17 protein-coding genes are annotated in these 26,634 nt (G+C 61.8%); 6 read left to right on the top strand and 11 right to left on the bottom strand.

The window, feature by feature from the left end; genetic code table 11:
* Positions 1–10 precede the first annotated feature (10 nt).
* The 10 genes from H0921_RS07925 to H0921_RS07880 all read right to left on the bottom strand — a co-directional run bounded on the left by H0921_RS07925 (position 11) and on the right by H0921_RS07880 (position 16,821).
* Complete coding sequence (locus H0921_RS07925) at positions 11–2,371, bottom strand: protein-disulfide reductase DsbD family protein (RefSeq protein WP_194537519.1); 2,361 nt, start codon at positions 2,369–2,371, stop codon at positions 11–13.
* Between the two features lie 114 nt (positions 2,372–2,485).
* A complete protein-coding gene (locus tag H0921_RS07920) occupies positions 2,486–3,163 on the bottom strand; it encodes a hypothetical protein (protein ID WP_194537518.1) in 678 nt (225 codons plus the stop codon).
* A gap of 137 nt (positions 3,164–3,300) precedes the next feature.
* Complete coding sequence (locus H0921_RS07915) at positions 3,301–4,017, bottom strand: ABC transporter ATP-binding protein (RefSeq protein WP_194537517.1); 717 nt, start codon at positions 4,015–4,017, stop codon at positions 3,301–3,303.
* A gap of 2,085 nt (positions 4,018–6,102) precedes the next feature.
* Positions 6,103–8,850 carry a TolC family protein gene (locus tag H0921_RS07910; protein ID WP_194537516.1) on the bottom strand — a complete coding sequence of 916 codons (2,748 nt, stop codon included), beginning with the start codon at positions 8,848–8,850 and terminating at the stop codon, positions 6,103–6,105.
* Positions 8,851–9,108: 258 nt separating this feature from the next.
* On the bottom strand, positions 9,109–10,065 hold the full coding sequence (locus H0921_RS07905; protein ID WP_228499249.1) for an ABC transporter permease subunit: 957 nt from the start codon (positions 10,063–10,065) through the stop codon (positions 9,109–9,111).
* Positions 10,066–10,100: 35 nt separating this feature from the next.
* Positions 10,101–10,868 (bottom strand): ABC transporter ATP-binding protein, encoded by a 768-nt coding sequence (locus H0921_RS07900; protein WP_194537514.1) that lies wholly within the window; start codon positions 10,866–10,868, stop codon positions 10,101–10,103.
* A 15-nt stretch (positions 10,869–10,883) separates the two neighbouring features.
* Positions 10,884–13,781: a Tad domain-containing protein gene (locus H0921_RS07895; RefSeq protein ID WP_194537513.1), complete on the bottom strand. Its 2,898-nt coding sequence runs from the start codon at positions 13,779–13,781 to the stop codon at positions 10,884–10,886.
* A 22-nt stretch (positions 13,782–13,803) separates the two neighbouring features.
* Positions 13,804–14,370, bottom strand: coding sequence for a TadE family protein (locus H0921_RS07890; protein WP_194537512.1), 567 nt, complete (start codon positions 14,368–14,370; stop codon positions 13,804–13,806).
* A 5-nt stretch (positions 14,371–14,375) separates the two neighbouring features.
* Positions 14,376–14,900 (bottom strand): TadE/TadG family type IV pilus assembly protein, encoded by a 525-nt coding sequence (locus tag H0921_RS07885; protein ID WP_194537511.1) that lies wholly within the window; start codon positions 14,898–14,900, stop codon positions 14,376–14,378.
* Positions 14,901–15,222: 322 nt separating this feature from the next.
* Entirely contained in the window at positions 15,223–16,821 is a 1,599-nt protein-coding gene (locus H0921_RS07880) for an ArnT family glycosyltransferase (RefSeq protein WP_194537510.1), read from the bottom strand.
* 337 nt (positions 16,822–17,158) lie between these two features.
* On the opposite strand from H0921_RS07880, the gene H0921_RS07875 reads away from it, so the two are divergent.
* From H0921_RS07875 to H0921_RS07860, 4 genes are all read left to right on the top strand, one after another.
* A complete protein-coding gene (locus H0921_RS07875) occupies positions 17,159–18,319 on the top strand; it encodes a prenyltransferase/squalene oxidase repeat-containing protein (RefSeq protein ID WP_194537509.1) in 1,161 nt (386 codons plus the stop codon).
* Positions 18,320–18,643: 324 nt separating this feature from the next.
* Positions 18,644–20,410 carry a HoxN/HupN/NixA family nickel/cobalt transporter gene (locus H0921_RS07870; RefSeq protein WP_194537508.1) on the top strand — a complete coding sequence of 589 codons (1,767 nt, stop codon included), beginning with the start codon at positions 18,644–18,646 and terminating at the stop codon, positions 20,408–20,410.
* 42 nt (positions 20,411–20,452) lie between these two features.
* Positions 20,453–21,643, top strand: a complete 1,191-nt coding sequence (locus tag H0921_RS07865; RefSeq protein ID WP_194537507.1) for a dipeptide epimerase — start codon at positions 20,453–20,455, stop codon at positions 21,641–21,643.
* A gap of 28 nt (positions 21,644–21,671) precedes the next feature.
* Positions 21,672–22,664: an alpha/beta fold hydrolase gene (locus H0921_RS07860; RefSeq protein ID WP_194537506.1), complete on the top strand. Its 993-nt coding sequence runs from the start codon at positions 21,672–21,674 to the stop codon at positions 22,662–22,664.
* Here H0921_RS07860 and H0921_RS07855 read toward each other — a convergent pair.
* The gene (locus H0921_RS07855; protein WP_194537505.1) at positions 22,642–22,818 is read right to left on the bottom strand and encodes a hypothetical protein; all 177 of its coding nucleotides are present in this window, start codon (positions 22,816–22,818) and stop codon (positions 22,642–22,644) included. The genes H0921_RS07860 and H0921_RS07855 overlap by 23 nt on opposite strands.
* Before the next feature lie 308 nt (positions 22,819–23,126).
* Here H0921_RS07855 and H0921_RS07850 point away from each other — a divergent pair, with 308 nt between their 5' ends.
* Together H0921_RS07850 and H0921_RS07845 are read left to right on the top strand one after the other, a co-directional pair.
* Positions 23,127–23,603 carry a DoxX family protein gene (locus tag H0921_RS07850; RefSeq protein ID WP_194537504.1) on the top strand — a complete coding sequence of 159 codons (477 nt, stop codon included), beginning with the start codon at positions 23,127–23,129 and terminating at the stop codon, positions 23,601–23,603.
* A gap of 270 nt (positions 23,604–23,873) precedes the next feature.
* Positions 23,874–26,543, top strand: coding sequence for a c-type cytochrome (locus tag H0921_RS07845; protein ID WP_194537503.1), 2,670 nt, complete (start codon positions 23,874–23,876; stop codon positions 26,541–26,543).
* Positions 26,544–26,634: the final 91 nt, after the last annotated feature.

Raw genomic sequence — 26,634 nt, 5'->3', positions numbered from 1 at the left:
GTCATCATGATCACGGGGCGGGCGGGGTGCCGTCGAGAGCGGCGGCGAGCCAGGCGGCGAAGCGTTCCGGCTCGTTGATCTTGCCTTCATCGTAAGCTCCCCACACCCGGACGCCGCCATCAGGAAGCACGTGCATGACCACATACAGCGGGAGTTGGTCATTGCCGAAAAGGTCGATTTTGAAGAGGCGGTTGGCTTGGGCTTCGCGGGTGCGGTCATAACTGCCGGGGTCGACGGCGTAGAGGGAGGCGGGGATTTCGTCGGTGTAAAGCTGCACGCGGTGATAGCGTTCCAGCAATTGGCGGATGCGCGGCTGGGTGAAGACCTGGAACTCATTGTACTTGCAGTTGGTGCAGGTCACGCCGGTGAAGTCCAGGAACAGGGGCTGGGGCCGGCCGCTCTTGCGGGCTTCCTGAACGAGGCGCTGGACGCTCTCCGGCAGGTCGTAGGACCAGGGCAGCTCGCCTTCCCGGCTCGGTTCAGGGAGCAGGAAAGCATCGATCCAGGCGAAGACGGCGCCGCGGGGCCGCTGGGGCTTGCCATCGGGGCCGACAAACAGCGCTGGGGTCAGGTAGGCTGCCAGGCTCAGAAAGCCCAGGGCCAGGAGCAGGCGCGGCACGCCGATGGGATGGCTTTCCTCATCGTGCGGCAGGCGGAACAGGCCGAGCAGGTACAAGCCGCAGACGGCGCTCAAAGCGATCCAGCCCGCCAGCACAGCGTCGTAGGTGCAATAAGCCGCTTCGGGCAGCCAGCGCAGCTCCGCCGTGCGCAGGAACTTGGCAGCGGCGGCCAGCTCCAAAAATCCCATGACCACCTTGATCGTGTCCAGCCACTGTCCGGAGCGCGGCAGGCGGCGCAGCAAACTCGGAAACAACGCCAGAAGGAAAAACGGAGCGGCGAAGGCCCCGGAAAAGGCCAACGCCCCCAGCATCAGCTCCCCGGAACTGAACTGGCCCGAGGCGCTCAGACCCGCAAAGCCCCCCAGAAACGGCGCCACACAGGTGAAACCGACCAGCGTGAACGCGATCGCCCCGAAGATGGTTCCCAGGATGCCGCCCCCGCTTTGCTTGTGCTGCAAATAGCGCAAAAGCACGCTTTCCCCGCCGCTGCGCCGGACCCACGCGTACAGAAGAATGGCGACGGCGGCCCCACCACCTCCCAGCAGCAGCGCCGCCTCCAGGCCATAGCGGTCGACCAGGCGCGGGGCCAGCACCAGGGCCGCCATCCCGCCCCCCAATAGCAGCACCGTCGAGAGCGTCACCTCATACATCCCGAACAAACTCAGGGCGAAAACCACAAACAGCAGGCACAGCCCCAGGTTCATCCACGGATCGGTGCTCAGCTCGACGAAGGTGGAAAGCAGGAAGAAGGCCGACACGCCCAGAACGGCGATGATCGTGAGACAGTACACCCCGGCCAGCAGCAAGGTCCGCCGCGGCGACTGCTCCCCTTGCTTGAGGAAAATGCTGACCGTGATCGGAATCATGGGGAAGACACAGGGCGTCAGCAGCGTGATCAACCCCCAAGCGGCGGCGGTCAGAAGAAAGCCCCACAGACCGGTACGGCGTCCACTTTCCCCCGCTGTATCCTCAGCAAACCGCAGGGCTTGGCGCAGAGCGTCCAACTCGGCTTCGTACTGTTCCACGGGCTTGGCGGGGCGCAGGCGGGAGGTGGGACCCGACGGAGAAGGTCCCGGCGAAGGGGCCGGAGGCAACGGCCCCGTTCCTGGACCCGGCGTGGGACCACCAGGGGCGGGCGACGGAGCTGGCCCCGACGGCGCGAGCGGTCCCACCACCTTTTCCACCGCGGCCCGGTAGGCTTCCTCAACTGCAACCGCCGGCTCATCGCGCACTTCCAACTCCGCCACGGGCAGGTCCCGCCCATCTGGACGGCTGTTGACGCAACCGTAGTCATTGCACACCGACAGCAGCGTCAGCCGATCGAGCTTGACGGCATGCCGGCCCGCCGGGGCCTGGGGGGAAACCACCGCTTTCAACTCCCACGTCACCGGAGTCGGACTGTACTGAATGGTTTGCAGCGGATCGTCCGGCTCGGTCTTGGTCTTCCAGGGATGATTGGGGGGATCGGCGGGGGGCGTCACGAAGATGAGCACACCCGGCGGCGGCGCCACCAGCTTGGTGACAGACGCCTGTCCTGTCTTGGGAGCGATGGGATAGGTCCAGGCGCCGGGCTTGGGAGCCACCGTCAGGCGATAGGTGACGGTCTGGCCTCGGCGGGCTTGCGCCGGCACGATCTCCGCCTTGACTTCGGCAATGTCGGCGAACTTCCGCGGCACCTGAGCGGTCGCAGACACATCCAGACCCAGCAGCCCCGCCAGTGCACCGAACCAGAGCCATCGGTTTCCCATCATTCCGAACTCTCCCGTCGATTCTGCTCCCCCGGACGCCAAACTCCGGGCCGCGGCGGTCGGGGTCTCACTCTCTTTGCCCGTAGGGTGTGGAAGCCCGTGGGGGCGCGGAAAGCTTCATTTGCGCGCCGGGGACTTTTCCAGCACGCGGCGGACCTCCTCGGCGTAGCGCTCTTCCACAGGCAGCGGCGGGCCATCCAGGATTGTCAAGGCCGCTTCCACAGCGACTTCCTTGGCTGGGAAACAGGTGCTCGCATCACAAATGTTGAGCCGAACCCTGGGAAGCCGGACAGTCACCGGACCCGGACGGGCCTGCGGATGAACCACGGCGGCGCGGGTGTAAGTGACCGTCCCCGTACAGTAACGCAGGCTCTGGATGCCGGCTTGCGGTTCCGCCTTGACCCGGACGTTTTTCGGGTCTTCCACCGTACCGACGAAAATTACCTCCTGCGGATCGGGGAAGCGGAGGTCGTTGACTAAGGCGGCGGCCTGTGGATCGCTCTGCCGCGTCGGATAGGTATAGTAACCCTCCTGCAACTGGAGGGTCAGGGTGAACGTGACGGTTTGCCCCCGCCGGGCTTGCGCGGGAGTGAAAGACGCCTCCAGGCGGCTGACCGCTTTCTCGAACCACTTCTGCGCTGTCATCGCTGAGAAAGAAGAAGGGGAAGGGGCGCTCAGCCGGGGAATCCCTGCTGCACTCAACAGGGCAGTGCTGAGCACCAGAACCGCCAAACTGAGGGAGGCCGCGCCTCCTCCTCCGCGCCCCGCCGCTGGTTGCTTGGAATGGCTCCCCATCGCTGGCGCCTCCATGACACGCTTGCGCTGATTCCCACCGCTCCTCTTCCGCCTGCTCGGCCTCTGCTGCCGGCTCCCGCGGCGGACCCTCTCCCACTGCGGGGGCGGGCGCAACAACCTGGCGGAGCGGACGAGGCTCACGCGTGCAGCTCGACCACGGTGCGGCTATCGTTGCGGGTATCCGATTCCACCCGTCCATCCCGCAGCCGCACGACCCGCCGTGCCCAGGCTGCGATGTCATTTTCGTGGGTCACCATGATGATGGTTTTCCCCAGGCGGTTGAGTTCGCGCAGCATCTGCATGATTTCGATGCTGGTGCGGGTGTCGAGGTTACCGGTCGGTTCGTCGCCGAGGATAAGGTGGGGGTTGTTGACCAGGCTGCGGGCGATAGCCACGCGCTGCTGCTGCCCGCCGGACAATTGCAGCGGCCGGTGATCCAGCCGATCCCCCAAGCCCACCATCTCCGCCAGGGCAATGCAATGCTGCCGCGTCCGCTCGTCCAGCCGGACCCCCTGATACAGCAACGGCAGTTCGATGTTTTCTACCACGGTGTACTGCGGCAGCAAATTGTAAGATTGAAAGATAAACCCCAGGTAAGAGCTGCGGATTTCGGACAACTGATCGTCATCCATTTGGGACACATCCATGCCGGCCAGATAGTAGCGCCCGCTGGTGGGCCGGTCCAGGCAGCCAAGGATGTTGAGCAGCGTGGATTTGCCGGAACCGGACGGCCCCATCAGGGCGATAAAGTCCCCCTCGTCAAACGACAGGTTCAAACCCTTGAGGACGTGGACCGTCTGCGTGCCCATGTAGTAGTTTTTGACCAGGTCCACGAGTTGCACGAGGGCAGGCATGCGATGATTCCCACAGGGCCAAGCGGTGAAGGGCAGGGACGGCGGGGGAAGCCCGGAGGCCGGGGCGCGGGGAAAGCCTACAGTCCCGGCGCGCCCGCCGGCGGAGGACCGGAGAAGCCGCCGCCTTTCTTGCCGCCTTTGAAACCTTTGCCGCCGGGAGCAGCCCCTGGAACGCTCCCATTCGGTCCGCCGGGAGCGCCGCCGGGAGCGCCGCCGTTGGGGCCGCCGTTCCCTTCTCCGCCGCCTTTCTCTCCCCGTTCCCGCATCCCTTTCTTGGTGTTCTCCAGTCCTTCGCGGGTCCGGGTCTTGCTATCGCCAAGCAGCACGCGAGGGTTGATCACCACCTGTTCCCCTTCGCTTAGTCCGGAGCGGATTTCGACCATCCTCTCGTTGTAGAGGCCGAGGGTAACCTGGCGACGTTCGTAACCGTTGTCCGTTTTGACGAATACCTCCCTCACCGCGCCCATCTCCGCGCCGCCGATGATCGCCTGGATTGGCACGACCAGTACCGGTTCCTTGGAGGCTTCCACGTGGATGGTCACCTCAGCAGTCATATCGGGCTTGAGGATTTCCCCTTCCAGAGGGGCAATCCGGCCGTCCGGCAGCAATTCCCCTTCGATGCGGACATTGGTCTGGTACACCTTGACGTCGGAGAACCAGGAGTCCGCCTGGCTGGCAACGGCCGAGACGGAACGGACATAGCCGACGAATTGCCGGTCGGGCATGGCGTCGATGCGGATGTAAGCCCGCTGGCCGTCAGCGATCTTGCGGTACTCGTACTGGCGGAAGCGGTGGCGCAGGTCTTCCACGATTTCCGGGCGGGTGGCTACCATGCGGCCCAGGAGGTGGGGATTGGTCAGCAGGCCGATCTGGGTGAACTCCACGATGCGGGTCGGCACCCGAATTTCTCCCCGCAGGCGCGAGACCATCGCCTCGTGCACTTTGGTATTGACCTGCATGACGCTCAGATTGGGAATCCGCAGGAGTTTCTGCCCTTCTTTGACCTGGGCCCCCTGTTCGATCAGGCCGTCAGTACTGCTGCTGAAGCGGCGGGTTTCGTTCTTGAAGTACACGACCATGGAGCCATCCTGGATGTCCTCCGGGGCGTGGATGCGGCATTCCCGGCGCTGGCGGCGGATGTCCTCCAGCTTTTCCAATTCCTGTTCGTAGATGGAGGTGGTGGTCTCCATTTCGGTGCGGTATTGGATTTCTAGGGCTTCCGCTTCCAGGCGGGCTTGTTCCAGGGCGCGGCGGGCGTTGTCCCGTTCGCTGGTCAACTGGGTGATTTTCTGCCGCCGGTCGTGGGAGATGAGGAGCTTGCGCTGGGCTTCCAGGCTGCGGAGTTTTTCCAGGGCGCTGTCGAGCTTGGAGCGTTCCGCCTGGGCTTGCGCCGGACTCATGTAGGCCATTTTGACCATGCGCTCAGCCCAGTGCACCCGTTCGCGGTATTGTTCCACATCGGAGCGGGCCAGGGAGATTTGGCCGGTCAGGTCGTCGAGTTGCTGTTGGAAGGCACCGCCTTCCACTAAGGAGGCCGGCAGGCTGGCCAGGGCCGCCAGGGGCAGCCGCTTGGGGTCCACGTTCAGGCCGGTGAGTTTGTCCAGCTCGATTTGGGCCAGCAGGTAAGCTGCCTCTTTTTCCGCGATGAGGCTTTCGTTCTTTTTGATCTGGATTTCGTAGTCCTTTTCGGCTTTCACCTTGGCCGCCAGGGCGCGTTTGACCACGACGCTTTGGTTATCCTCTTGTTCCTTGAGGGCGGAATCATCGAGGATCATGAGGAGCTGGCCGGGGCGGACGCGGGCGCCATCTTCGATGACCCAGTTGATGGAGGTAGCAAAGCCGCGGCTGCCGGCGCGCACCCGGCAGACTAAGTCCCGATTGTCCGCCGACTCCAGCGTTCCTTTCTCCACCACCGTTACGTGGAGGAACTCTTTCTTGACCGTGTAGAGCAGGACGCCTTCTGGGGCGGCTTCGGGCCGGGTGTAGTAGTAGGTGGTTCCGGCGATGCTGCCGAGGAGGAGGAAGCCAGCGAAAAGCCAGAGGGGCCGACGGCGGCTGGACGCCGGGGGCGGCAAGCGCGGCGGGTTACTGGGCGGGGCGGGGAGCAGTGGGGAGTGGCTCGGCGGCAGGCCGGGGGAGGGGGAGCCGCTCGGCAGGCCAACGGCGGGGAACGGCTCGGACCGGCTCATCGATTCCGTGCTCGGCGTCATCGTTCCAGACTCCTCGCTCGTCCAGGTGCAACAATTCCAAATCCAGGTAGAGTTGCATCCGGGCCGTCAGATAGCTGACCCACAGAGTGAACAACTGGTTCTGAGCCGCGAGCAGGCTGCTTTGCGTTTGCAGAACCTGTTGTGTCAGGGCGGCGGCACTGCCAGCGTCGGTCCGGGCCTGCGGGTCCGGCGGCTGCAACAGCACCGCCTGGGCGTTGTCCACCTGCGAGTAGCCTAGCTCCACCACCCGTTGCTGAATCCGGTATAGCTCTGCCAACGTGCGCAACTGGCGAATGTCTGCACGCACGTCATTGGCAATGTTGTCCTCGAAGGCCATCAGGGTGCGCCGCTGCCGTTGATAGCTGATCAGCGCCGCCCGGTAGTTGTTCCGCTCCGCTCGGCGGACCAGGGGCAACTCGGCCCGGAAGGTCAATTGGTGGCGGGTTCGGTCGGCGGCGAAGGCAAACGGCCGACTTTCCCCCGCGGGGGTGCTTGCTGTCATATCATAGCGAACATCGAACACCCCTTGCAAGGAATTTGCCTGGACCGCAATCTGCCGCCAGGCATCGACCACCAGGGCGCGGGCGTTCATCAGGTCCAGCCGGTGGGTCAATGCCGTGGCCATGCCCGCCGCGTATGCCTCGTCCAGCGGCGCTTGCAGCACATCCACCCCGTCCACCACCACCGGCGGCAAAGCCGGCCACTGCCCCCGCACCCGCTCCAAACGTTCCCCCCGCGCCTCCAGCACCACCTGATAAAAACTGTTGACCACCTCCCGGAACGCTACCGCCTGCACACTTTCCCGCTGCGGGCCTTTCTCCTTCAACCACGGCTGCTGCTCGTATTGCCGCACCGCCCGCTCGAACGTTCCCAGGGCCAGCTCATTCTCCAATGCCTCCAGCCGGGCCGCCTCCTCGGCCGGTTCCGCTTCCCCCTTTTGCTGCCGCTCCGCCCGGCGATTGAGCAACTCCGTCCGCTCCCGCCGCAATCGGGCCATCCGTTCTTGCCACTGGTCCTCGGTCAGCCGCCGCCATGACTCCCAGCGACTCTCTATACCGCGGGCAAACTGGGTTCCTTTCACCAGGGCCGACTCCGTCAGCAAGCGCCGCCACCGCTCCCGGAACCGCTCCACCGGTTCCTGGGGATCAAACTGCCGTGCCGCCTCCTCCACCGCCCGCAGGTCCGCATAGATCGCCTCGAACCGTCCCAACTGCTCCCGAATGGGCCGCAGCGGCTCGTCGTCCAGCTCCAGCGCCACCGTCAGCGGCAAACCCAATTGCAGCTTGAAATTGTCCAACTGATCTAAATACTGCCGCAAACCCGGCGCACCTCCACCCCCGTTGAGCAGATTCGCCCGGCTGCTGAGCATCGACACTTCCACCTGACCCACTTGCAAATCCGACTGCTGGCCCCCTTCCCGAAACGCCCGGTACAACCGCAACAGCCGCTCCAACTCCGCCACATTCTTCCGCTGATTGGCTATCTGCGCCGCCTGCTGCAACAATTGCAGAAACCCCACGCTCGGCGAGGTCAAATTTCCCCCGATCCCGCGTCCCAAATTCGGCGCCAGACCTTGCAGTCCGTAAGGATTGTTCGTCAGTCCGCCTCCTGCCGCCACCGACACATAGTAAATCTTGCGAAAGCGCGCATACGACCGCATTGCATACACCAGGTTCCGCTCCGCCGCTGTCAAATTCTCCAAATTCACCGCCAAACCCCCGCCGCGCAAAAACGGCTGGAGCACGCTCAACGTCAAATTCGACACCGCGATGTCCGGACGGTTGGAACCCAGGTCGATGACCACCTGATTCGCCAGTTGGATCAAAAGCGCTGCCCCGCTCGGAAAGCGCTTGCTCACGCCCGCCGTCGTATTGATGTCCCACAGCTCCCCGCCGCCCAAATCCTGCCCGATCGACCGGCGGAACACCTGCTCCGCGAAAAACGCTTGGGCCGCAAAATTGAACCGCGACAGCGTCACTTGCAGCGCCGCCAAATACAAATCCTCCCGCCGGTCTTGAAATTCCCGGCTGTTGAGCAAACCCAGCTCCACCGCCTGGTGCAGCTTGATGCGGTACCCCCGCTGCTCGCTCCGCAGCGCCCGCTGATAATCCGCTGCCTCCGCCTCTCCCCCCCGCGGAGGAGCCGCCTTCTTCTCCTCGCCTGCGTCTTCCGCTCCCGCTCCACCTTCTCCGCCGTTCGCTTCCCCAGGGACCGCCTCCTCCGGCATAACCCATCCCCCCGCTGGCCGGACTTCCTCTCCCCCCTCCGCTCGATTGGCTGCATCCCACTGCGCCAACAGCGCCAAATACCCCGTCCCCTCGTAACGCCCCACCCCGCTCTTCTTCCCCGGCCGCTGCGGATTCGGCGACAGCAAGCGCGCTGCATAATCATCGGGGGGATACGGCGGATGGTCCGGCGAATACGGATCGGCAAAGCGCGACCGCGGGTCCGGATACACGTGCCAATTCTGCACTGCCCATTCCGGAAATACATTCTTCTGCGTCAATATCCCTTCCACGTCAGCGTCGGCCCGCTCCCGGAAAAATTGCCGCGTGCACCCCACCGCCAACATCGCCGCCACGGCCACAGCCACCCAACCGCGCTTACCCCTTCTGCTTCTCATGTCGCCTCCTGCGGCGCCCCTCCGTCCGGCGCTTTTCGCACCCTTGTTATCGACCGCACAACTTGCCCAGATTCAAGCGAATTGCCGCGAAATCCCCGGACGGGCCAAACACGGACCCCCCCTTTTTCGTCCTCCCGGCACGCCTTGGCTTTTGCGGGGAAATCCAGAATGCCCCCCAAAGATGCGCGGAAGAAAACTCTCACGCTGGGAAGCTCGGTGATAAGAACGGTATGATAACCCGAAAGGCGGTGGAAAGGATCAGTATTCCGCCCGGCGGAACTCCCAAGCGGCCAGCACCAGCACGACCAGGCCGAAGAGCAGGGAGGACAGCACGGACAATTCCGGCACGACGGCTCCTCGCGCACACGCCGCTTCCCACTCCGGGACCGGAGCGGCTACGCCCTCCGCCCGCAGCGCCTCGTAAAACAGCCCGCTCCCATCCAGCGGCTTGGGCAACAGCCAATAGCCCACCTCCACCAACAGCGGCGTCAGCGTGGACCACTCCACCGCCTCCAGCGTCAGGAATGTATGCCGCGTGATATTCATCGCCCAACATAGCACCCAGAACAAGAGTGTGCCAAAGAGCGGAACCATAACACCGCGGCTACATACAGCAAGCATCACGCTGAATGCGTAGAACACCGAAAAATTCATCAGCAAAATAGGCAAAGCGAACCAATAACGGACTTCCCAAATACCAGTCTTTAATCCTATAGAAAACCATGTTGCGAATATAAAAAGAAATGCATGAAATCCCACAAAGAGGACAACGCCCAGATACTTGCCCGTCAGCAAGGCCCAGCGCGGCGTGGGCCGGGCCAAGAGCACACTGATCGACTGCGGCTCCAAAAACTGTGGCAGATACGCCGCTGTCCACAGCAGCGCCAGCAGTACTCCCACCGTGTCCGCCAGCACGCCAGCCAGCCAAACCTGGAACCAATGCACCGCATCTGCCCGGCTCCGCCCCACAGGAAAACGCACCAACCCAAACCCCAGCGACACCTCGCCCGACACGACTCGAATCCCCTCGGCCCGCACCTCCTCCCCCGCCTCCGCTGCCGGGACATACATCGGCAACTCAAACGGATGGCTAGCCGAATATTCATCTCCAGTGACAGATAAACTTAAGCAAAGTAAAGTGCATAAAAAAGTCAAACCGAGCATCACCCATAACAAACGAGATGCCAGAGATTGACGATAAGTATCCCATATCATCCAACGAACTGTGCGTATAGCCAGAGGCAAGGCCGTCATATAGCAATCCTCTGTTCGTAAATAGCCATCAATTTTTTCTCCAAGGTATCATACTCCAGATGGTTCGATTGCAACTCAGCCATTGTCCCCGTAAAGGCGAGTCTGCCAGCGACCAAAACTGCCACCCGGTCGCACAACTGCTCGATCTCCGCCAGGGTATGCGAAACCATCAGCACCGTCTTTCCCTGCTGCCGCATCGCTGTCACCACCTGCCGCAGTAACTGCCGTCCTGCCAGGTCCAGCCCCTCCGTCGGCTCATCGAGCACCAAAAGCTCCGGTTCCGCGAGCAACGCCTGGGCCAATCCTAGCCGCTGGAGCATCCCCTTGCTATAAGTGCGGATCGCCTCATGTTGCCGATCGGCCAAGCCCACGCGCCGCAATTCTTCCTCCACTCGCCGCCGCAATTCCGCCCCCGCTAAGCCTGTCAAACCACCATAAAGATACAATATCTCCGAAGCTGTCAAATAGTATGGAAATGCATGATTCTCATGCATATATCCAACACGAGATAATGTATGTATGTCATGAGCTGGACGGCCCAGACGATAAATCTGCCCGGCACTGGGATAGGTGAGCGAAAGTAAGAGCTTCAGCAGCGTCGTCTTTCCCGCGCGATTTGGGCCGATGAGTCCGAAAACCGAGCCGTAAGGAACGGACAGCGTGATGTCCTCCACCGCCGTCACCCGCCGCCAACCTGTCGGCCCGACCGGATAGAACTTGCTGACATGTTCCCAATGAACAGCACAATTCACATTGCGCTCCATTTTTGTATGGTATTCCTATTCGATGAGAGTGACAGATACACCTGACTTGAATATCCGTTGCATGCAATTGCGCAAGCGGTCGATACGCTGCTGATACGTTCCCGTGATGATTTGATCGTCAGGAATAGTCGTCGCTCCCATCTCGCCTGTGCCGCCGTAGGCCGCCACATTCGCTAGAAACTGTAACGCAGTTGTTCGGAAGGTCGAGTTGTTCAGCGGATCGAACAAATCGCCGAACGCCACGGCATACACCCGCGCCGGCGCATTCGGTAGACTCAACCCGCTGTCCACACCCGAAGCATTCGTCGTGGCCATCGGCTTGACAATCTGCTGCACCACGGCATACGCCGTATTCATGGAATCTGCTCCACCATCGCCTACACCATATACTGAATCTGTAGATTCATAGTAGCTATCATATCCCCGCATCCGGAAGTTGAATACTCGTACCGTATTAGGTACACCGTCAGTTTCAAAGATAACTACTTTAGCGGCACCACGACGGCCGCGAATGGTTCCATAGGTACTTGCTGGCAAATACGTCGATGGAGACAACAAATTGAAAGCGTAAGAGAAGCCAGTAACTGGGTCTGTACTACCAGCAGCGTTAGGTATTTCTGCCCGACTGATAGTGTCAGAAAAACTCAAGTTGTATGGACGAATCTCTGATGTTGTATTACCACTATTGATAGCATTGAGTAATGATCTCGGATAGAATAATGCATTTTTTAATGCAGTGTAATCTTGTCCCATGGGTACACGAATGCCGTTCTGATGTGAAGCGGCGAAAAAGACAAGACCGAAATTGTCATTGGGACGATTGTTCCGCAAGTCATCAACTACAGAGTTCATACCGGCCTTAAGTTGCCAGCATTGAGATTCATAGCATGTTCCAGGGAGCCAATTGACGTTGGAACTTACCTGGTATCTTTGAGCGATGAACGCTACCATGCTGAGAGGACCGAACCAAAAATGCAAGCGGGGCCGATTCGGGGAATCGTCATAGCGCATATATGGACGTGCACTAGGCCAGTTATTCGATGGCCCGGTCCACGTATTGAGATTATTCTGGTAGATACTTGTTGCCGCAATTGACCAACTATCACCAAGACCATACAAATAACCACTATTTATATAATTCCATCCTAATACGAAATCAATATAATTCTTCCAAAATACTTTATCTAATCTTTGTTCTGTCGTACCAGATGAAGTATTAACATCATCTGGTATCGATGTATAATATACAATTCGACCTGCTCGGAGATTAGGTGGCAGTACTTGTGGGTCACTCTTAATCCATTTCAAGACTGCTGTATAATTGATTCGCCAATTGGGATTTGAGGTCGTACCAAATCCAGCCACAGTCAATTGATTCGCAGCGTTATTAAGCAATACCTGATTGATGCCTTCAAAACCCGTGCTTGCCCCCGGAGATGTACTGGGATTATTATCCACCTGAGGATCGAAGGGATTACCGTTTCGGTTCAGGAAATACCGGCGGCGCCAATCTCCCGGCACATAGTTGGCATCTCCTGGACTACCGACTGGAGCACGGGGGTCAGGAGGCCAGATGAAAAAGGTCTTGCCCCAATACCCCGGTCCCATGGAGTAGCCCTTGAAGCGGTCCTGGGGGGGAACGAGAGTCGAAAAGCTACCAGGATTCAGCGGCGGACCGTTTCCCTTCGCGGCTCGATAGGCGACAATATCCAAATCATATCCATATTGTTCCCAAATGGGATCGCGGAATCGATCAATCGTTGTAATGACAGTTGTTCCACTGGTTCCGCCACGGACATTAGAACCACTAATATTATAACCTAATAGCTCAATCAAAGTCGTTGCAGGCTTAGTTGAAGTACTGCTAGTGCTCCATGTTGTATCTGTTTTATTAATAGAACCATCAGCACGGCGCCAGCGATCACCCACATAGGTGATACCACCGGAATCTGTCATGTACTGGAAGTTGTACGGGGCGGGTGTGGGACCACGGCTGTTGGTGGTGTCAAAGGCATCGTAACCGGTGAAATCGTAGGTCGGCGGTGTGTAGGTATCGGAATTGGCCCCGCTTTCTGGAGGATTCCAACGATGGAAAGCATTGCGGAGATTGGCGGGATTGACCGCCACGGCGGGCGTCGTAGGATTGCTCAGATTGGCGGGGTCGAAGTAAAAGTTGCGGATGATGGGGGGACCGCCAGGAGTGTAAATGGTGAAATTGTTTCTGGCGTAAGTATAAGCCCCAGAAGAGTAGTTCGTTGTTGATATTAACCGAGATTGAATCGTAGAATTGCTGTAATGTCCGAAGCGTGGAATCAAGGTATCTGGATTGTGTGATCTTGAGCCATAATTGAATAACGAGCTGAATTGCATAGAGCCGGTCATATCCAATACAAAGGCAATATCACGCGGTCGATAGACAGCCGTGGCGACGGCATAGGTTGTCATTGTGTTGACACCAAGGATCCTCATGAAATAGGTGGATTGGGGTGCCGTCATGCGGACACGCATTGCGGTCCAAGAACCGCTCGGTGGGGTGGGATTCTCAGCGGCGTTGTACCATGTCGAGACGCGAAACTGTTGACTTACCGGATCATAAAGATATTGCCCAACATCGATCCGCTCGATTTGAGCAAGTGTAAATTGTTCGTTCCGATGGAAGTTACTGGTGGCAGCATCGCGAGCGACAGCAACGGCTTGGGCCAAGTTGCTGTTGACCACGCCCGGACGGTTGCTGAGTTGACGGGTGCCTGCAAGAGCAGCGATGTCAGCAGCGTTCTGAGCATGGGTGCGGGAGATGGCCAACATGCCAAGATCGACAGCCAACGCCACGAAGGCGAATAGCCCGATGATGCAGATGGCAATCACTGGGATGGCGATCCCGCGACGCGCCTGTGATTTCTGCCGACAGATCATAGCTAATCTCCTGGTGAATATATCATCCTTCTGCGGCTGACATACCTGTTATTTCAATCTGTATCGTAGCTGGCATCAACAGGAGATTCGGTAAAATACTCCTGAATTCACCTCGGATAGTCACTGCAATTTTTTCTGTATAGTCCGCTTGGCTCCAAGGCACACGATTCGGGTCGCTCGGATTGAAGGGATCTGGGTATGTTCCAGGAGTCTTAGATTTTGGCCGAATAACAGGTGGATCTAGATAAAGACCTGTATTATCTACCGGATAGACGGCGACTTGGAAGTTGACAAGTTGGCCGTGAGCGCCGGCCATGCGTTCGCGGGCATAATTTTGGACGGAGAGAAAGGTTGTGCCTGTGGCATTGGTGTAGTTTGTTGTATCAAAATTACTGGGTTTATCTAGATTGACAGCGGCGTAGCGAGCGGCATCACGAGCGGCATTATGTGTGATGTGCATGACAAACAAAAAGCGTGCGTATTCAAAGATGCCGAATAAGAGCATCGCCAGTACGGTGATGACGAGGGCCATTTCCACAATGGCCGCACCTTTACGTTTTTGCAAATTATGGGTGGTGTTGACTTTCATGGTTATCACCAGGTTGGTAATCGATCATTGATGCTAAATCGCTCGTCGATTAACATTCGCCAGTGGGCGGTGAATTGCACTTGCGTTGGGTTGATCAGTCCGAGGTTGATGAGTCGCACTCGGGACCACGGGACGGTGACCCGGACGAAGAATGTCTGTCCGCGCTCTCCCTGGTAGGGTTCGGTGCGGCTGGTGTCTCCACTGGTAAATTGGAATTCAACGGCGACATCCGTGGGTTGGAGTTGGGCGAGTCCGCCAGCGCGAAGGGCTTGGTAGACCGTGCTGGCGACATTGGGGACGCCGGTGGCGCGGTGGATGTCCACGACTTGACCACTGGAGTTGATGGTATAAGCCTGTGCAGCAAGGCGTGCGCCTTCCCGTGCGGCATGGCTGACGACTTGCGTGACATAGATCAGCCGTCCGACTTCCCACAGGCCGATGATGGTGGGAAGGAGGATGGCGACGGTGACTACGGCCATTTCCACGGCCGAGACGCCGCGGCGGGCTTGCAGGTGTCGTCGGGCTAGCATGGGTCCACACCGTGGGCGACAGGTCTGTGGGATTTTCCGCCAAAAGACAGGGCGTGCCGGTGCGATCCGCACACCGTCTCCAACCTAGAACGGAGAAATCTGCGGGTCAAATGCTCGCGGCAAGGCCGAGAGGTTGGAGGGCGGAAAATGGGCAGGAAAACCTGGATTTTTCGGGGGAGAGGAGGAATTTCCGGGCCGGTCGATATTGGTGCTGTTTGCCTGCGCCTTTTTTTTCAGCCAGAAAGAAAGCGCGGACTGGGGAGGTGCTCTGCTGTGGAGGGCAGCTTGAGGCGTCCGAGAAGTGCCGGAGCAGTCAGTGGAATCACGGTTGGAGGGAGCGGGGGGCGATGACGGCGATGTCGCAGAGTCCCCACGGTGTGATGCCGAGGATTTTGTCAAGCCAAGGGTGGCCGTAGCTGCGGCGGAGGGAGACGGTTTCCACAATCATCAGGCTTGGCGGCAGGGCGTTGCGGAAGCCCGCTAAAGCTTCGCGGTGGGTAAAGAGGATGACGGTGCGGGGCCGGAAGTGGCAGGCGACGTACAGATGATTGACATCCCGCGTGCGGACGGAGCGCAGGTCGGAGCGGTCGAGGTAGAAGGCGATGGAATCGCAATTGCGTGAGAAGCAAACGATAGTTTGACTTTTATCTGCGACGAATGGATCAATCAGTTCTGGCCGTCCATAAGGAGATCGTTCGCGCGCATAAAGCGGGATGAGGACGTGGAAGGCGCAGGCCAGGAGGAGGGCCATCGCAGCGAGGCTGAGGCGCGGCAGAAGGAGTTGATGCCAGCGATAGCGGACGGCGGCGGCGCCGAGAGCCAGGCAGAGAGGGGGGTAGGCCGGCAGGATGTAGGTGGGGAGTTTGCTGCCGGAACAACTGAAGAAGAGGAGGCACCACAGAGCGGTGATGAGCCAGAAAAACTCGGGCAAAGCGGGGCGGCTGGGGTCGTGGGCGGGCCGCAGAAAGAGGCGGAACAGGTGGACCACAAACAACGGCGTCGCAGGGAGCAGGCCGGCTAGCAGGAGGGGCAAGTAATACCACACCGGTTCGAGATGATCGAAGGGCTGGAGGAAGCGCAGGACATTGTGCTGCCAGAAGAAGTGGAACAAAAAGCGGGGTTGCTGGAGGTAGATAGCCACATACCACGGCAAGTTGACAACAGCGACAATGGCGAAGAAGAGCAGGTACCAAACGGGGCGGACGGCCGCAGGAGGGGGAGTGGCGCGACTAGCTCCGGGGCCGTGTGTCAAGAAGGTGAAAATCCAGAGGGGGATGAAGAGGAGGATTTCCGCAATCGGGCCTTTGGTGAGGAAGCCCAGGCCGGAGGCCACGGCGGCGGCGAGCCAGTAGCCGGGGCGGAAGCGGCCGGTGCGGACGGCTTCATAACCGCAGAGGAGGGACAGGGTGATGCAGAGGGTCAAAAGTCCATCGAGGAGCAAGAGGCGGGCCACAGCACAGTAGCCGGGTGCCAGGGTCAGGATCAGGGCGGCCCAAAACGCGGCTTTTTCTCCGACACTGCGGCGGCCGAGAAAATAGACGCTCAGGATGGTCAAATGTACGGCCAAGGCGGGAACCAGGCGAGCCGAGGCGGCACTGACACCGAAAAGCCAGTAGGACAGGGCGGTCAGCCAGTACATCAGCGGCGGTTTGTCCAGGTACGGCTCTCCTTGCAGGGTCGGAACGATCCATTGGCCCTGTTGCAGCATCTCTTTGGGAATCTGGGCGTAGCGGCCCTCGTCGGGTTCGAGCAGGTGGAAGTCCAGCGTCGGATAGAGGAGGGCCGCGGGGAGCAGGAGGAGCACCAGGGCCGAGGCGAGGCGCGGCGCGGTGTCCGGGCAAGGACGGCTGGGGCACAGGACGGCTGTGACCAGGTGCCGCAAGACATGCAGCGGTGTGACCGGAGCAAGCGTAGCATCCATGCCGGTTCCTCCTCAACCGTGGCGGGCATCATGAGGGCGCGAGGCGGAAGGTGTCAAGGGTGATCCGTGGGGAGCCGGCCGCCGGTTACGATGGAGAAGTCAGGGCGGCTTGGTCCCTTGGGCGTGGCTACGGCGTGATCAGGCGTGGTCAAAGGATGACCAGCGGGGGAGGGCCTGATCCTTCGGACTGGAGCGTAGAATAGTGGGGTGAGTGATGAAAGATGCCCGGGCTGGTTCTTACGGCTTGGGAATTGCACATTTCACCCCTGGCCTGAGATGGGGGGAATTCCCCACAGGTTTACCGATTGGAGGTTACTTGGCACAAGGAGCTGAAACGATGGGGAAAGGCAAGCGTGTGAGCGGTGTACTGGCCGCAGCTCTCGGTGTGGCAGCCGCGGTGGGACTGGGACTGGGGCGGGGTCAAGCCGTCGGGCAGCAAGAGGATGCGGCGAAGCTCTGGCAGACCACGGTGGAGAAGGCCGTGGCGTTTCTGCGCAAAAGCCAGAATGAGAACGGGAGCTGGAGCCGGGAGCCGATGAGCCGGGGCATTACCGGCATCGTGGTGACGGGCCTGATCCGCACCGGTTATGGGCCGGAGGACCCGACGACCGCCAAGGGTTTGAAGTATATCGAGTCCCTGGTGAACGCGAAGTCGGGGCATATTGCCGGGGATGACGCCAAAGCGACGTTGATCAACTATGTGACGAGCGTCAATGTGATGGCACTGGCAGCGGCGAAGCGGGAGGAGAAGTACCGGGCAGTGATTGGCAATGCGGTGAAGTACCTCAAGTCGTATCAGTGGGATGAGGCGCGGGGGGTGACGCCGGACCATACCTACTATGGCGGGGCCGGCTATGCCGGGGACAAGTCGCGGCCGGACCTGTCCAACACGGCCTTTTTCCTGGAAGCGCTCAAGGAGGCGGGGGTGGACAAGAACGATCCGGCGTTCAAAAAGGCGCTCGTTTTCGTCAGCCGGTGTCAGAACTTCAAGAGCGAATTTAACACAGCAGAATGGGCCGGGAAGTACAACGACGGCAGCTTCATCTATACGGGAGCCAATCAGGGAGAGAACCGCCGCACGGACGACACCAAGGGGGATTTGGCGGGCTACGGCAGCATGACCTACGCCGGGATCAAGAGCATGATTTACTGCGGGGTGAGTAAGGACGATCCGCGGATGAAGAAGGCCCTGGAGTGGATTGCCAAGAATTACACGCTCGACGCCAATCCGGGGATGCCTGCCGCCAACAGCCAGCGTGGCCTGTATTACTACTATCACACGTTTGCCAAGTGCATGGATGCCTTGGGTGAAGATACGTTCACCGATGCGCAAGGTGTCAAGCACGACTGGCGGGCCGACCTGCTGGCAGCGCTGGCCAAACGCCAGCGGCCCGATGGAAGCTGGGTCAATGAGAACGACCGCTGGATGGAAGGGGATCCGAATCTGGTTACCGGCTATGCCTTGATGGCCCTGTCGTACTGCAAGCCGAAGAAGTGAGGCGAAAGGCCTCCCTGGAACTGACCGCTGGCCGTCCGTCACTTGTCGGTCTCGGATTTCGGGCCGCGAGCGAGTCCGGTGGGGAGAGGCGGCGGTTTCCTTCCTCAAGATAATCCCTCCGCAGGGCCATCCTTATCTCAGGATAAGCGGTGCAGGCTCCGCAAGCTGCCGAACAGGACGCCCCCCATTGCAGGCAGGGGGCGTTTCCTGTTTGATAGCAGTATGCGATGGGATAGCGTTCTTCGAGGACGGCGCGGCCTCCCGTTCGGGCGGTTCCTGGGGCTGCTCCTGCTGGCGGGGGTATGGGAGTTGGCCTCAGGGGGGATGGGGTCGGTTCCCCCGGTGTCGGCCCATCCCCTGGCGGAGGTCCGTTTTGACCGCACGATTGCCGTGCGCTTATCGGCGGCGGGGGTGGACGTCACGTACACGCTGGATGTCAGCGTGCTTGGGATGCATCTGGACGCGGCCCGGCGGCTGGCACCGGAGGAAATCGCCCGCATGGAGCGGACCTGGCGCGGCTATGCCACGGCCTACGCCCGGAAGGCCGTGGAGGAAGTGCAGGGGCGGTTGCAGGTCCGGGTGGATGGCCAGCCGTTGGCACTGGAGTTGATCCACTGGGACGTGACGCTGAGCGATCACCCGACATGCCGGTACCTGCTGCGGGGCCGCTGGCCGAACGGAGGGCGGCAACGCCTCGTGGAGATCGAGGACCGGACATTTGAGGAGTATCCCGGCCTGGTGCATCTGACGGTGGCGGCCCGCGGGACGGAAGGGGAGGTGGAGATTGTGGACCTGGAGGAACCGCCGCTGCGGTTGCGTTCCCGGCCGATCGAGCAGTTGTCCGCAGAGGAGGCGCTCCAGGCGCGGCGCGCGCGGGCGGAGGTGCTCCTGCCGGCGGAGCGGCCGGCACCGCCTTCCGCGGGGCCTTCCTCCGCTGTACCAGAGCTAGGGCCATCCGAGCTTTCCACGGAGCCGCTGCCGGAGGGTCCGTCTTCCAGTCTCTGGGCGGACTTGCACGAACGGGGGCTGCTTGCCCTGTTCGATTCGCACCTCGGTTGGGGTATTTTGCTGTTGGCGGCGTTTCTCTTCGGAGCGGCGCATGCCTTCACGCCCGGCCACGGCAAAACCCTGGTGGCGGCCTATCTCATCGGCGAACGGGGGACGGTCCGCCACGCTTGCCTGCTGGCTTTGGCTACCACGATCGCCCACACCGGCTCGGTGTTCCTGGTGGCGATTGTTCTGTGGCTGATCTACGGGACGCAAATCCCGGCTCTGGCCCACGGCCTATTGCAATTGGCCGCTGGGCTTCTCGTGGTGGGGGTGGGCCTGTGGCTTCTCTCGCGCCGCCTCGCCGGTCAAGCCGATCACTTCCACCTCTTCGGCGGCCATCACCATCACCACCATCATCACCATCACCAGGGCCATCATCATCACGACCATCACCACCACTCGCACTCTCTTTCCTCTCCTCTTTCCCCCCCTCCGGCCCATGCTCAGTCCGCTTCTCAGGTCCATGAGCGGGTCCATGCTTCTGGCCGGGATCAGTCGCCGAGCGAGGCGCCGGAAGACTCGCCTGCCCAGGGGCATCCTTCCACCCCTGCCCGTGATGAGCCGCATTCAACCGGCCCAAGTTCGCCTCCCTCTGGTTCCTCTCCGCTTCCTGGTTCCTCACCGTTCTCCGATGCGCCCGCATTTGCTTCACCGGAGGGAAGCCGCCGTCCGCAGGCAGGTCCACCGTCCTCGACGGCGAAGAAGGATGAGGGGACGATCGGCTGGCTGCGCGTGGTGTTGATGGGTTTGGGGGGCGGACTGGTGCCGTGCTGGGACGCCGTGCTGTTGCTGGTGGCGGCGTCGGCGCTGGGACGGCTGGATGCGGCGATTCCGCTGTTGCTGGCTTTCAGTCTGGGATTGGGGGCGGTGCTGGTGGGTTTGGGTGTGGCGGTAGTGTATGCTCTGCGGGCCGGGCAGCATCGTTTCTCCGAGAGCCGGTGGTTCCGGATGCTGCCGACGTTCAGTGCGGCGCTTTTGGTCGGCCTGGGTTTGTGGCTGTGCCAGAATGCTTTGGGGCTGCTCGGCGGCCGTGTGGGCTGATCGGCCTCCTTCCCCTTGCCAGCGGAAAGTGAGATCAGACTCATGCGCGTGGTGGAACTGGAAGCGTTGCAGGTGCGGATTCCCTTGAAGCGCCGGGTGACACACGCTTCACACAGCCGCAGCGAGACGGAGAACCTGGTGGTCCGCTGCATTCTCTCCGATGGTTCCGTGGGCTACGGGGAAGGGGTGCCGCGGGAGTATGTGACCGGCGAGACGATCGACACGTGCTGGGAACTGCTGCGGCGCAGTGCGCTGGAGGAACAACTGGGGGAGGAGATTCCGGACTTTGTGGCGGGGGTCCGGCTGGCGGAGCGCTTGCAAATCGCGCCGGTGGAGGAGGATGAGCGGCAGATTATCGGCAAGGCCACACGCTGTGCGGTGGAGCTGGCCCTGCTGGACGCCTGCGGGCGAGCTTTTGGCGAACCGCTGAGCCGGGTGGCGGAAATCCTCGCACCGGAGCTGTACCAGTTCCGCCCCCAGGTGCGTTATAGCGGCATTCTGGCCAATCCCCGCGGCTGGAAGCGCCGGCTGTATCCGTTGGTGTACCGCTGGACCGGTTTTGAACACGTCAAGGTGAAGGTTGGCATCAAGGGGGAAGACGAGGTCAAGCGGCTGAGTGTGCTGCGGCGCTATCTGGGGCGGCGGATCGATCTGCGGGTGGACGCCAACGAGGCCTGGTCGGCGGGGGAAGTCATTGAGCGTATCCGCGAGTTGGAGCCGTTCGGCATCAGTTGCGTGGAGCAGCCGGTGGCGCAGGAAGAGGTGTCCTGCCTGGCGGAAGTGCGGCGGCAGGTGCGCATTCCCATCATGCTGGATGAATCGGTTTGCAGCCTGCGGGATGCGGAGCTGGCCATTCGCCACGGTTGGTGCGACCTGTTCAACATCCGGCTGTCGAAGTGCGGGGGGTTCATTCCTTCGCTGCGGCTGGTGCAATTGGCCCGGCAGCATGGACTGGGATGCCAGTTGGGCTGCCAGGTGGGGGAGACGGCAATCCTATCGGCGGCGGGGCGGCATTTTGCGACGAGTGTGGGCGGCCTGCGCTATCTGGAGGGCAGCTACGATCGGTATCTGGTACGGGAATGGCTGAGCCGGGAGGACATCACCATCGGCTGGGGGGGGCGGGCGCCGGCCCTGGCGGGCTGCGGTCTGGGGGTGACAATCGAACCGCAGCGGCTGGCTGTAGTGGCTGTCCGGCGCGAGATGCTCATCGGTTGCGGCCGTAAGAGTGAGTGATGGTCCTCCTGGTCGGAGCGGCAGCGCAATGGCAGCATCGGCGGCGTGGGGTTCGCTGATCGGGGGAATCGGAGGCCGGGGCGGGGAGGCCGGGGCGGCCAGCGGAGCGCTCGTGGGCACCTTCCGGGCGTCGGACGGCTATCGATTTTATTACCGGTACTATCCGGCGAGCGGGGAGCGTCCACGCGGACGGCTGGTCTGGCTCCACGGCATCCGCAGCCACGGAGGCTGGTATGAGCGCTCCTGCCGCCGGTGGGCCGAAGCCGGGTACGAGACGTACTTTCTGGACCGGCGGGGGGCGGGCTGGAACACGCCCTGGCGCGGGGATGCGCCGAGTTTCCGCCGTCTGCTCGACGACGTGGCCGAGTTTGTCCAGCACCTGCGGCAGGACCGGCCCTGGCTGCCCCTGATCCTGGGCGGTATCTCCTGGGGCGGCAAGCTAGCTTTGGCCTTGCCCTACCGCAAGCCGGGATTGGTCCAGGCCGTGGTGCTTCTCTGTCCGGGCCTGAAGCCGCGGGTCCAACCGCCGGCAATGCAGCGCCTGCGAATCGCCTTGGCCGCCCATCTGCGCCCGGAGAAACGCTTCCCAATTCCTCTGAACGAGCCGGAGTTGTTCACCGCCGATCCCGCCGCGCAGCGGTACATCGCCGCGGATCGCTACGGTTTGCAGCAGGCGACGGCCCGCTTCCTCTTCCAGAGCTTTGCCTTGGATGTGTATCTGCGCCGGGCGCGGAAGCACGTCCAGGTGCCGGTGTATTTAGCCCTGGCGGGGCAGGACCGGATCATCGACAATGCGGCGACACGTGCCTTCCTGGCAGCAGTGCCCGGCCCGCTGACTGTCCGCGAGTATCCCCAGGCGCACCACACCCTAGAGTTCGAGGCGGCGGACCACCCCTGGTGGGACGACCTGGCGCAGTGGCTGGCCCAACAGGGCGATGGTCTGACAGGGGAGAACTGGCCCGCCGGCGCCTCCGCGGCGCCTGACCCCGCCGCACCCGCTACCACACCAGCACCAAAATGACAAACCCCAGAAAGAGCGTCAGGGTGATCCCCAGGACCCACGCCGCCGTCTGCGACGGCTTGCGCCGCTCCAAGGCCCGCTCCAGTTCGTGGAGATGCTGCCGGTGCCGCTTGCGGGCCACCTCGTGCCGTTGCTTGCGGATGCTCCGGTTCACCGCTGGCCTCCTCCCTCGTGCCTCGTACCTCACACTGGCCGCTGCGGACGGTTCCTTCCCCTCCGCCGCCACGACCGGGAAGACCATGACTGCTCCGGATAGTCACTCCCCTTCCACTATAACCCCCGCTCCATTCCCCTGTCAAAAGGGCAGACGGGGAGAGTCCCTCCGGACCGGAGGCAGACCGCTCAGAGGTCAGAAGGCCGGCGGACGTGGCGGGCAGAAAGCGGCATACAATGGCCGGGGAGGCAGGATTCCTGCCTTTGTTCTGTCACCTTCGCCCATGTCCGTGCAGGAGGAGACGTGCGATGAAGTGCCTCATCTGTTGGGCGCCGCTGTTGGGGCGCATTGGTCTGTCCGCCATCTTTCTGCTCAGCGGGGTCAACAAGATCACGAACTGGGAGCAAACGGCCCAATACATGCAAGCCCAGGGGATGCCGCTGGTGCCGCTGTTTCTGGTCGGGGCGATCGTGCTGGAGCTGGCCGGCGGCCTGTCGGTGCTCCTCGGCTTCCACGCCCGCCTTGGGGCCGCCCTGCTCATCCTCTTCCTGATCCCCGCCACGCTGATCTTCCACAATTTCTGGGCCTTGCAAGGTCAGGAACAGCAATTGCAAATGATCATGTTCCTGAAGAATGTGGCCATCCTCGGCGGCCTCTTGCTCATCGTCGGCATGGGACCGGGACCGATCAGTCTCGACAACCGCTGTGCCCGCTGTGCTCCGGCGGCGGAGTCTGCCGCAGCCGTTCCTTCCCCCGCTTCTCCGCCAGCAGGAAGTGGAAGCTGAAGGGCTGCCCCCTCGTCCCGTGCGCTTTTCCTCCAGGGCTGATGGGCGTGGCCTGATCTCCAGGGCTAATGGCGTGGCCCGATGCTGCGGAAATACCGATGGCTCTGGTTTCTGGGGCAACGGCGGCCAAGGGCGGTTATCCCGTAGCCTGGAGGGAGAAGCAGGTCTTATACTGCCAGGGAAGAGTTGGATCCAGCCAGGGGTGCCGCCCCGTTGCGGGGGCGAATTGAGGCAAGTGCCAGCAACTTTTCCGTCTCAGGGAGAGTGTTCATGAAGCGGTGGAGTTTTCATGCCGGTGTGGTGGTTCTGGTCGGGGCAGTCCTGTGGGTGCCGGTGGGGGAGCGAGCCGTAGGGCAGGGGCAGGCGGCGCAGAAAGCGGTTCAACCGGCCCAGAAGGGGACCCAGCCGCCGAAGAAGAAGGCCGGGCCGGAGCCGCCGGCCACCGATCCCAAGACGATGAAAGTGGCCAAGGGTTTCCGCGTCGAGCTGCTCTATTCGGTGCCGAAGAATGAGCAAGGCTCCTGGGTGTGCCTGTGCGTGGACCCCAAAGGGCGGCTGATTGTTTCGGATCAATACGGTCCGCTGTATCGGGTCACCCCGCCGCCGCTCGGCCAGAGCGAAGGGACGAAGGTGGAGAAGGTCCCGGCGCCCATTGGCAGCGCCCAGGGACTGCTGTGGGCCTTCGATTCCCTCTATGTGGTGGTCAACGCTGCCAACGCCGGCTTGTACCGGGTCACCTCCTCGCGGCAGGACGACACGCTGGACCAGGTGGAATTGTTGCGGCGCTTCGAGGGGGGCGGCGGAGAGCACGGCCCCCATGCCGTCGTCCTTCACCCTGATGGCAAGCGGCTGACCGTGGTCTGCGGCAACCAGACACGCCTGACTCGCTACGACACCACCCGCGTCCCGCCGGTCTGGGGGGAGGATCATCTGCTGCCCCGCCTGCCCGATGGCAACGGCTTCATGAAAGGCGTGCTGGGACCGGGCGGCGCCATCTATCACGTCTCCCCCGATGGCAAACACTGGGAGTTGTTCAGCGTCGGCTTCCGCAATCAATACGACGTGGCCTATCACAAAAACGGCGACCTGTTCACCTACGACGCCGACATGGAATGGGACATGAACACGCCCTGGTACCGGCCCACGCGTGTCTGTCTGATCACCAGCGGCAGCGAGTTCGGCTGGCGCAACGGCGCGGGGAAGTATCCGCCGTACTATCCTGACAATCTGCCGCCAGTGCTCAACGTCGGTCCCGGCTCGCCGACCGGCGTCTGCTTCGGCTATCAGGCCCGCTTCCCCCGCAAGTACCAGGAGGCGCTCTTCATCTGCGACTGGAGCTACGGCAAACTCTACGCCGTCCATCTGAAACCCCAGGGAAGCGCCTACACCGGCGAGCTGGAAGAGTTCATCTCCGGTACTCCCCTGCCCCTGACCGATGTCGTGATCAACCCTCACGACGGGGCCATGTATTTCACCATCGGCGGGCGGCGGACCAAGTCCGGCTTGTATCGCGTGACCTATGTGGGAGACGCCGCTTCCGGTTCGTCCAATCCTGGTTCCGGTTCGTCGAATGCCGGAGCGAATTCGGGTTCCGCGAATGCGGGAGCGGAAGAGGCCCGCGCCGCGGCGGCCCGGCAAACCCGCCTGGAGCTGGAACGCTACCATGCCCCGGTCGGAGAGGCCGCGGTGACAGCAGCGTGGAAGGAACTCAATAACCCGGACCGCTTCATCCAGTTTGCCGCTCGCGTGGTGCTGGAACATCAGGACCCCAAACTCTGGGCGGAAAAAGCCCTGGCGGAAACCGACCCGGTCAAGGCGGCCCACGCCCTGCTGGCTCTGATTCGCGTCTCCGCCCCCTGCCCGGAACATACGCGGGAGAAAAAGGTGAAAGGGGACCCCGCCCTGCGCGGCAAAATCCTCCAGGCCCTGGCCCGCATCAACTGGTCGGACCTGACCACGGCCCAGCGGCTGGACCTGATCCGCGTTTATCATGTGCTGTTCAACCGTTTCGGCCCCCCCACGGCCCAGGAACGCGAGGCGTACCTCCAGAAGTACCGGCCGCTCTTCCCCACCGGCGATCGCTACGTGGACGGCGAGCTGCTCCAGGTGCTGGTCTATCTCCAGGATGAGACGGCGGCCCCGAAGGCGATGAAGCTGCTGGCCCAAGCCCCGACGCAGGAGGAGCAACTGGAATATGTCCGCGCCCTGCGCATGCTGCGGGCCGGTTGGACGCCCGAATTGCGGCGGCAGTATTTCCTCTGGTTCGTCAAGGCGGCCAATTACAAGGGCGGGGCCAGCTTTGCGAACTTCCTCAAGCTGATCAAGGCGGATGCCGTGGCCACGCTCTCGCCGGCGGAACAGCAAGCCCTGGCCGACATCCTCCAGGCCAATCCCGCGACGATCAAGCTGCCGGAGGAGGCCCCGCGCCCCTTCGTCAAAGCCTGGACGATGGAGGACCTGACGCCGTTGCTGGATCAAGGTTTGCAACGGGGCCGCAACTTTGACCGCGGCCGCCGCATCTTCGCCACCGCCAAATGCTTCGCCTGCCACCGCTTCGACAACGAAGGCGGCAGCGTCGGGCCGGACCTGACCGGCGTCGCCGGACGCTTCAGCCCTCGCGACCTCCTCGAATCCATCCTCGAACCCAGCAAGGAAATCAGCGACCAGTACCAGGCCGTCGAAATCCTCACCAAAGATGAACGCGTCGTCGTCGGCCGCATCGTCAACCTCAACAACGACGTCGTCATGGTCAACACCGACATGCTCAATCCCGGTTCCACCGTCGCGGTCAACCGGAACAACATCGAGAGCATGAAGCCCTCGAAAATCTCCATGATGCCGGCCGGCCTGCTCGACACCTACAAGCCGGAGGAAATCCTTGATCTGCTCGCCTACATGCTGTCCCGCGGCGACCGGCAGCATCCGATGTTCCGGCCCTGACGCTCCGCCTTTCTTTCACTCCGCCGGCGTCATTCCGCCGGGGAGCATCCGCTGGTCCGGCCCTGACGCTCTGCTTCCCCGCTCGGTTTTC

Source organism: Thermogemmata fonticola, assembly GCF_013694095.1.
GTDB classification, from domain to species: domain Bacteria; phylum Planctomycetota; class Planctomycetia; order Gemmatales; family Gemmataceae; genus Thermogemmata; species Thermogemmata fonticola.
This window is presented reverse-complemented; position numbering and strand designations above follow the sequence as displayed.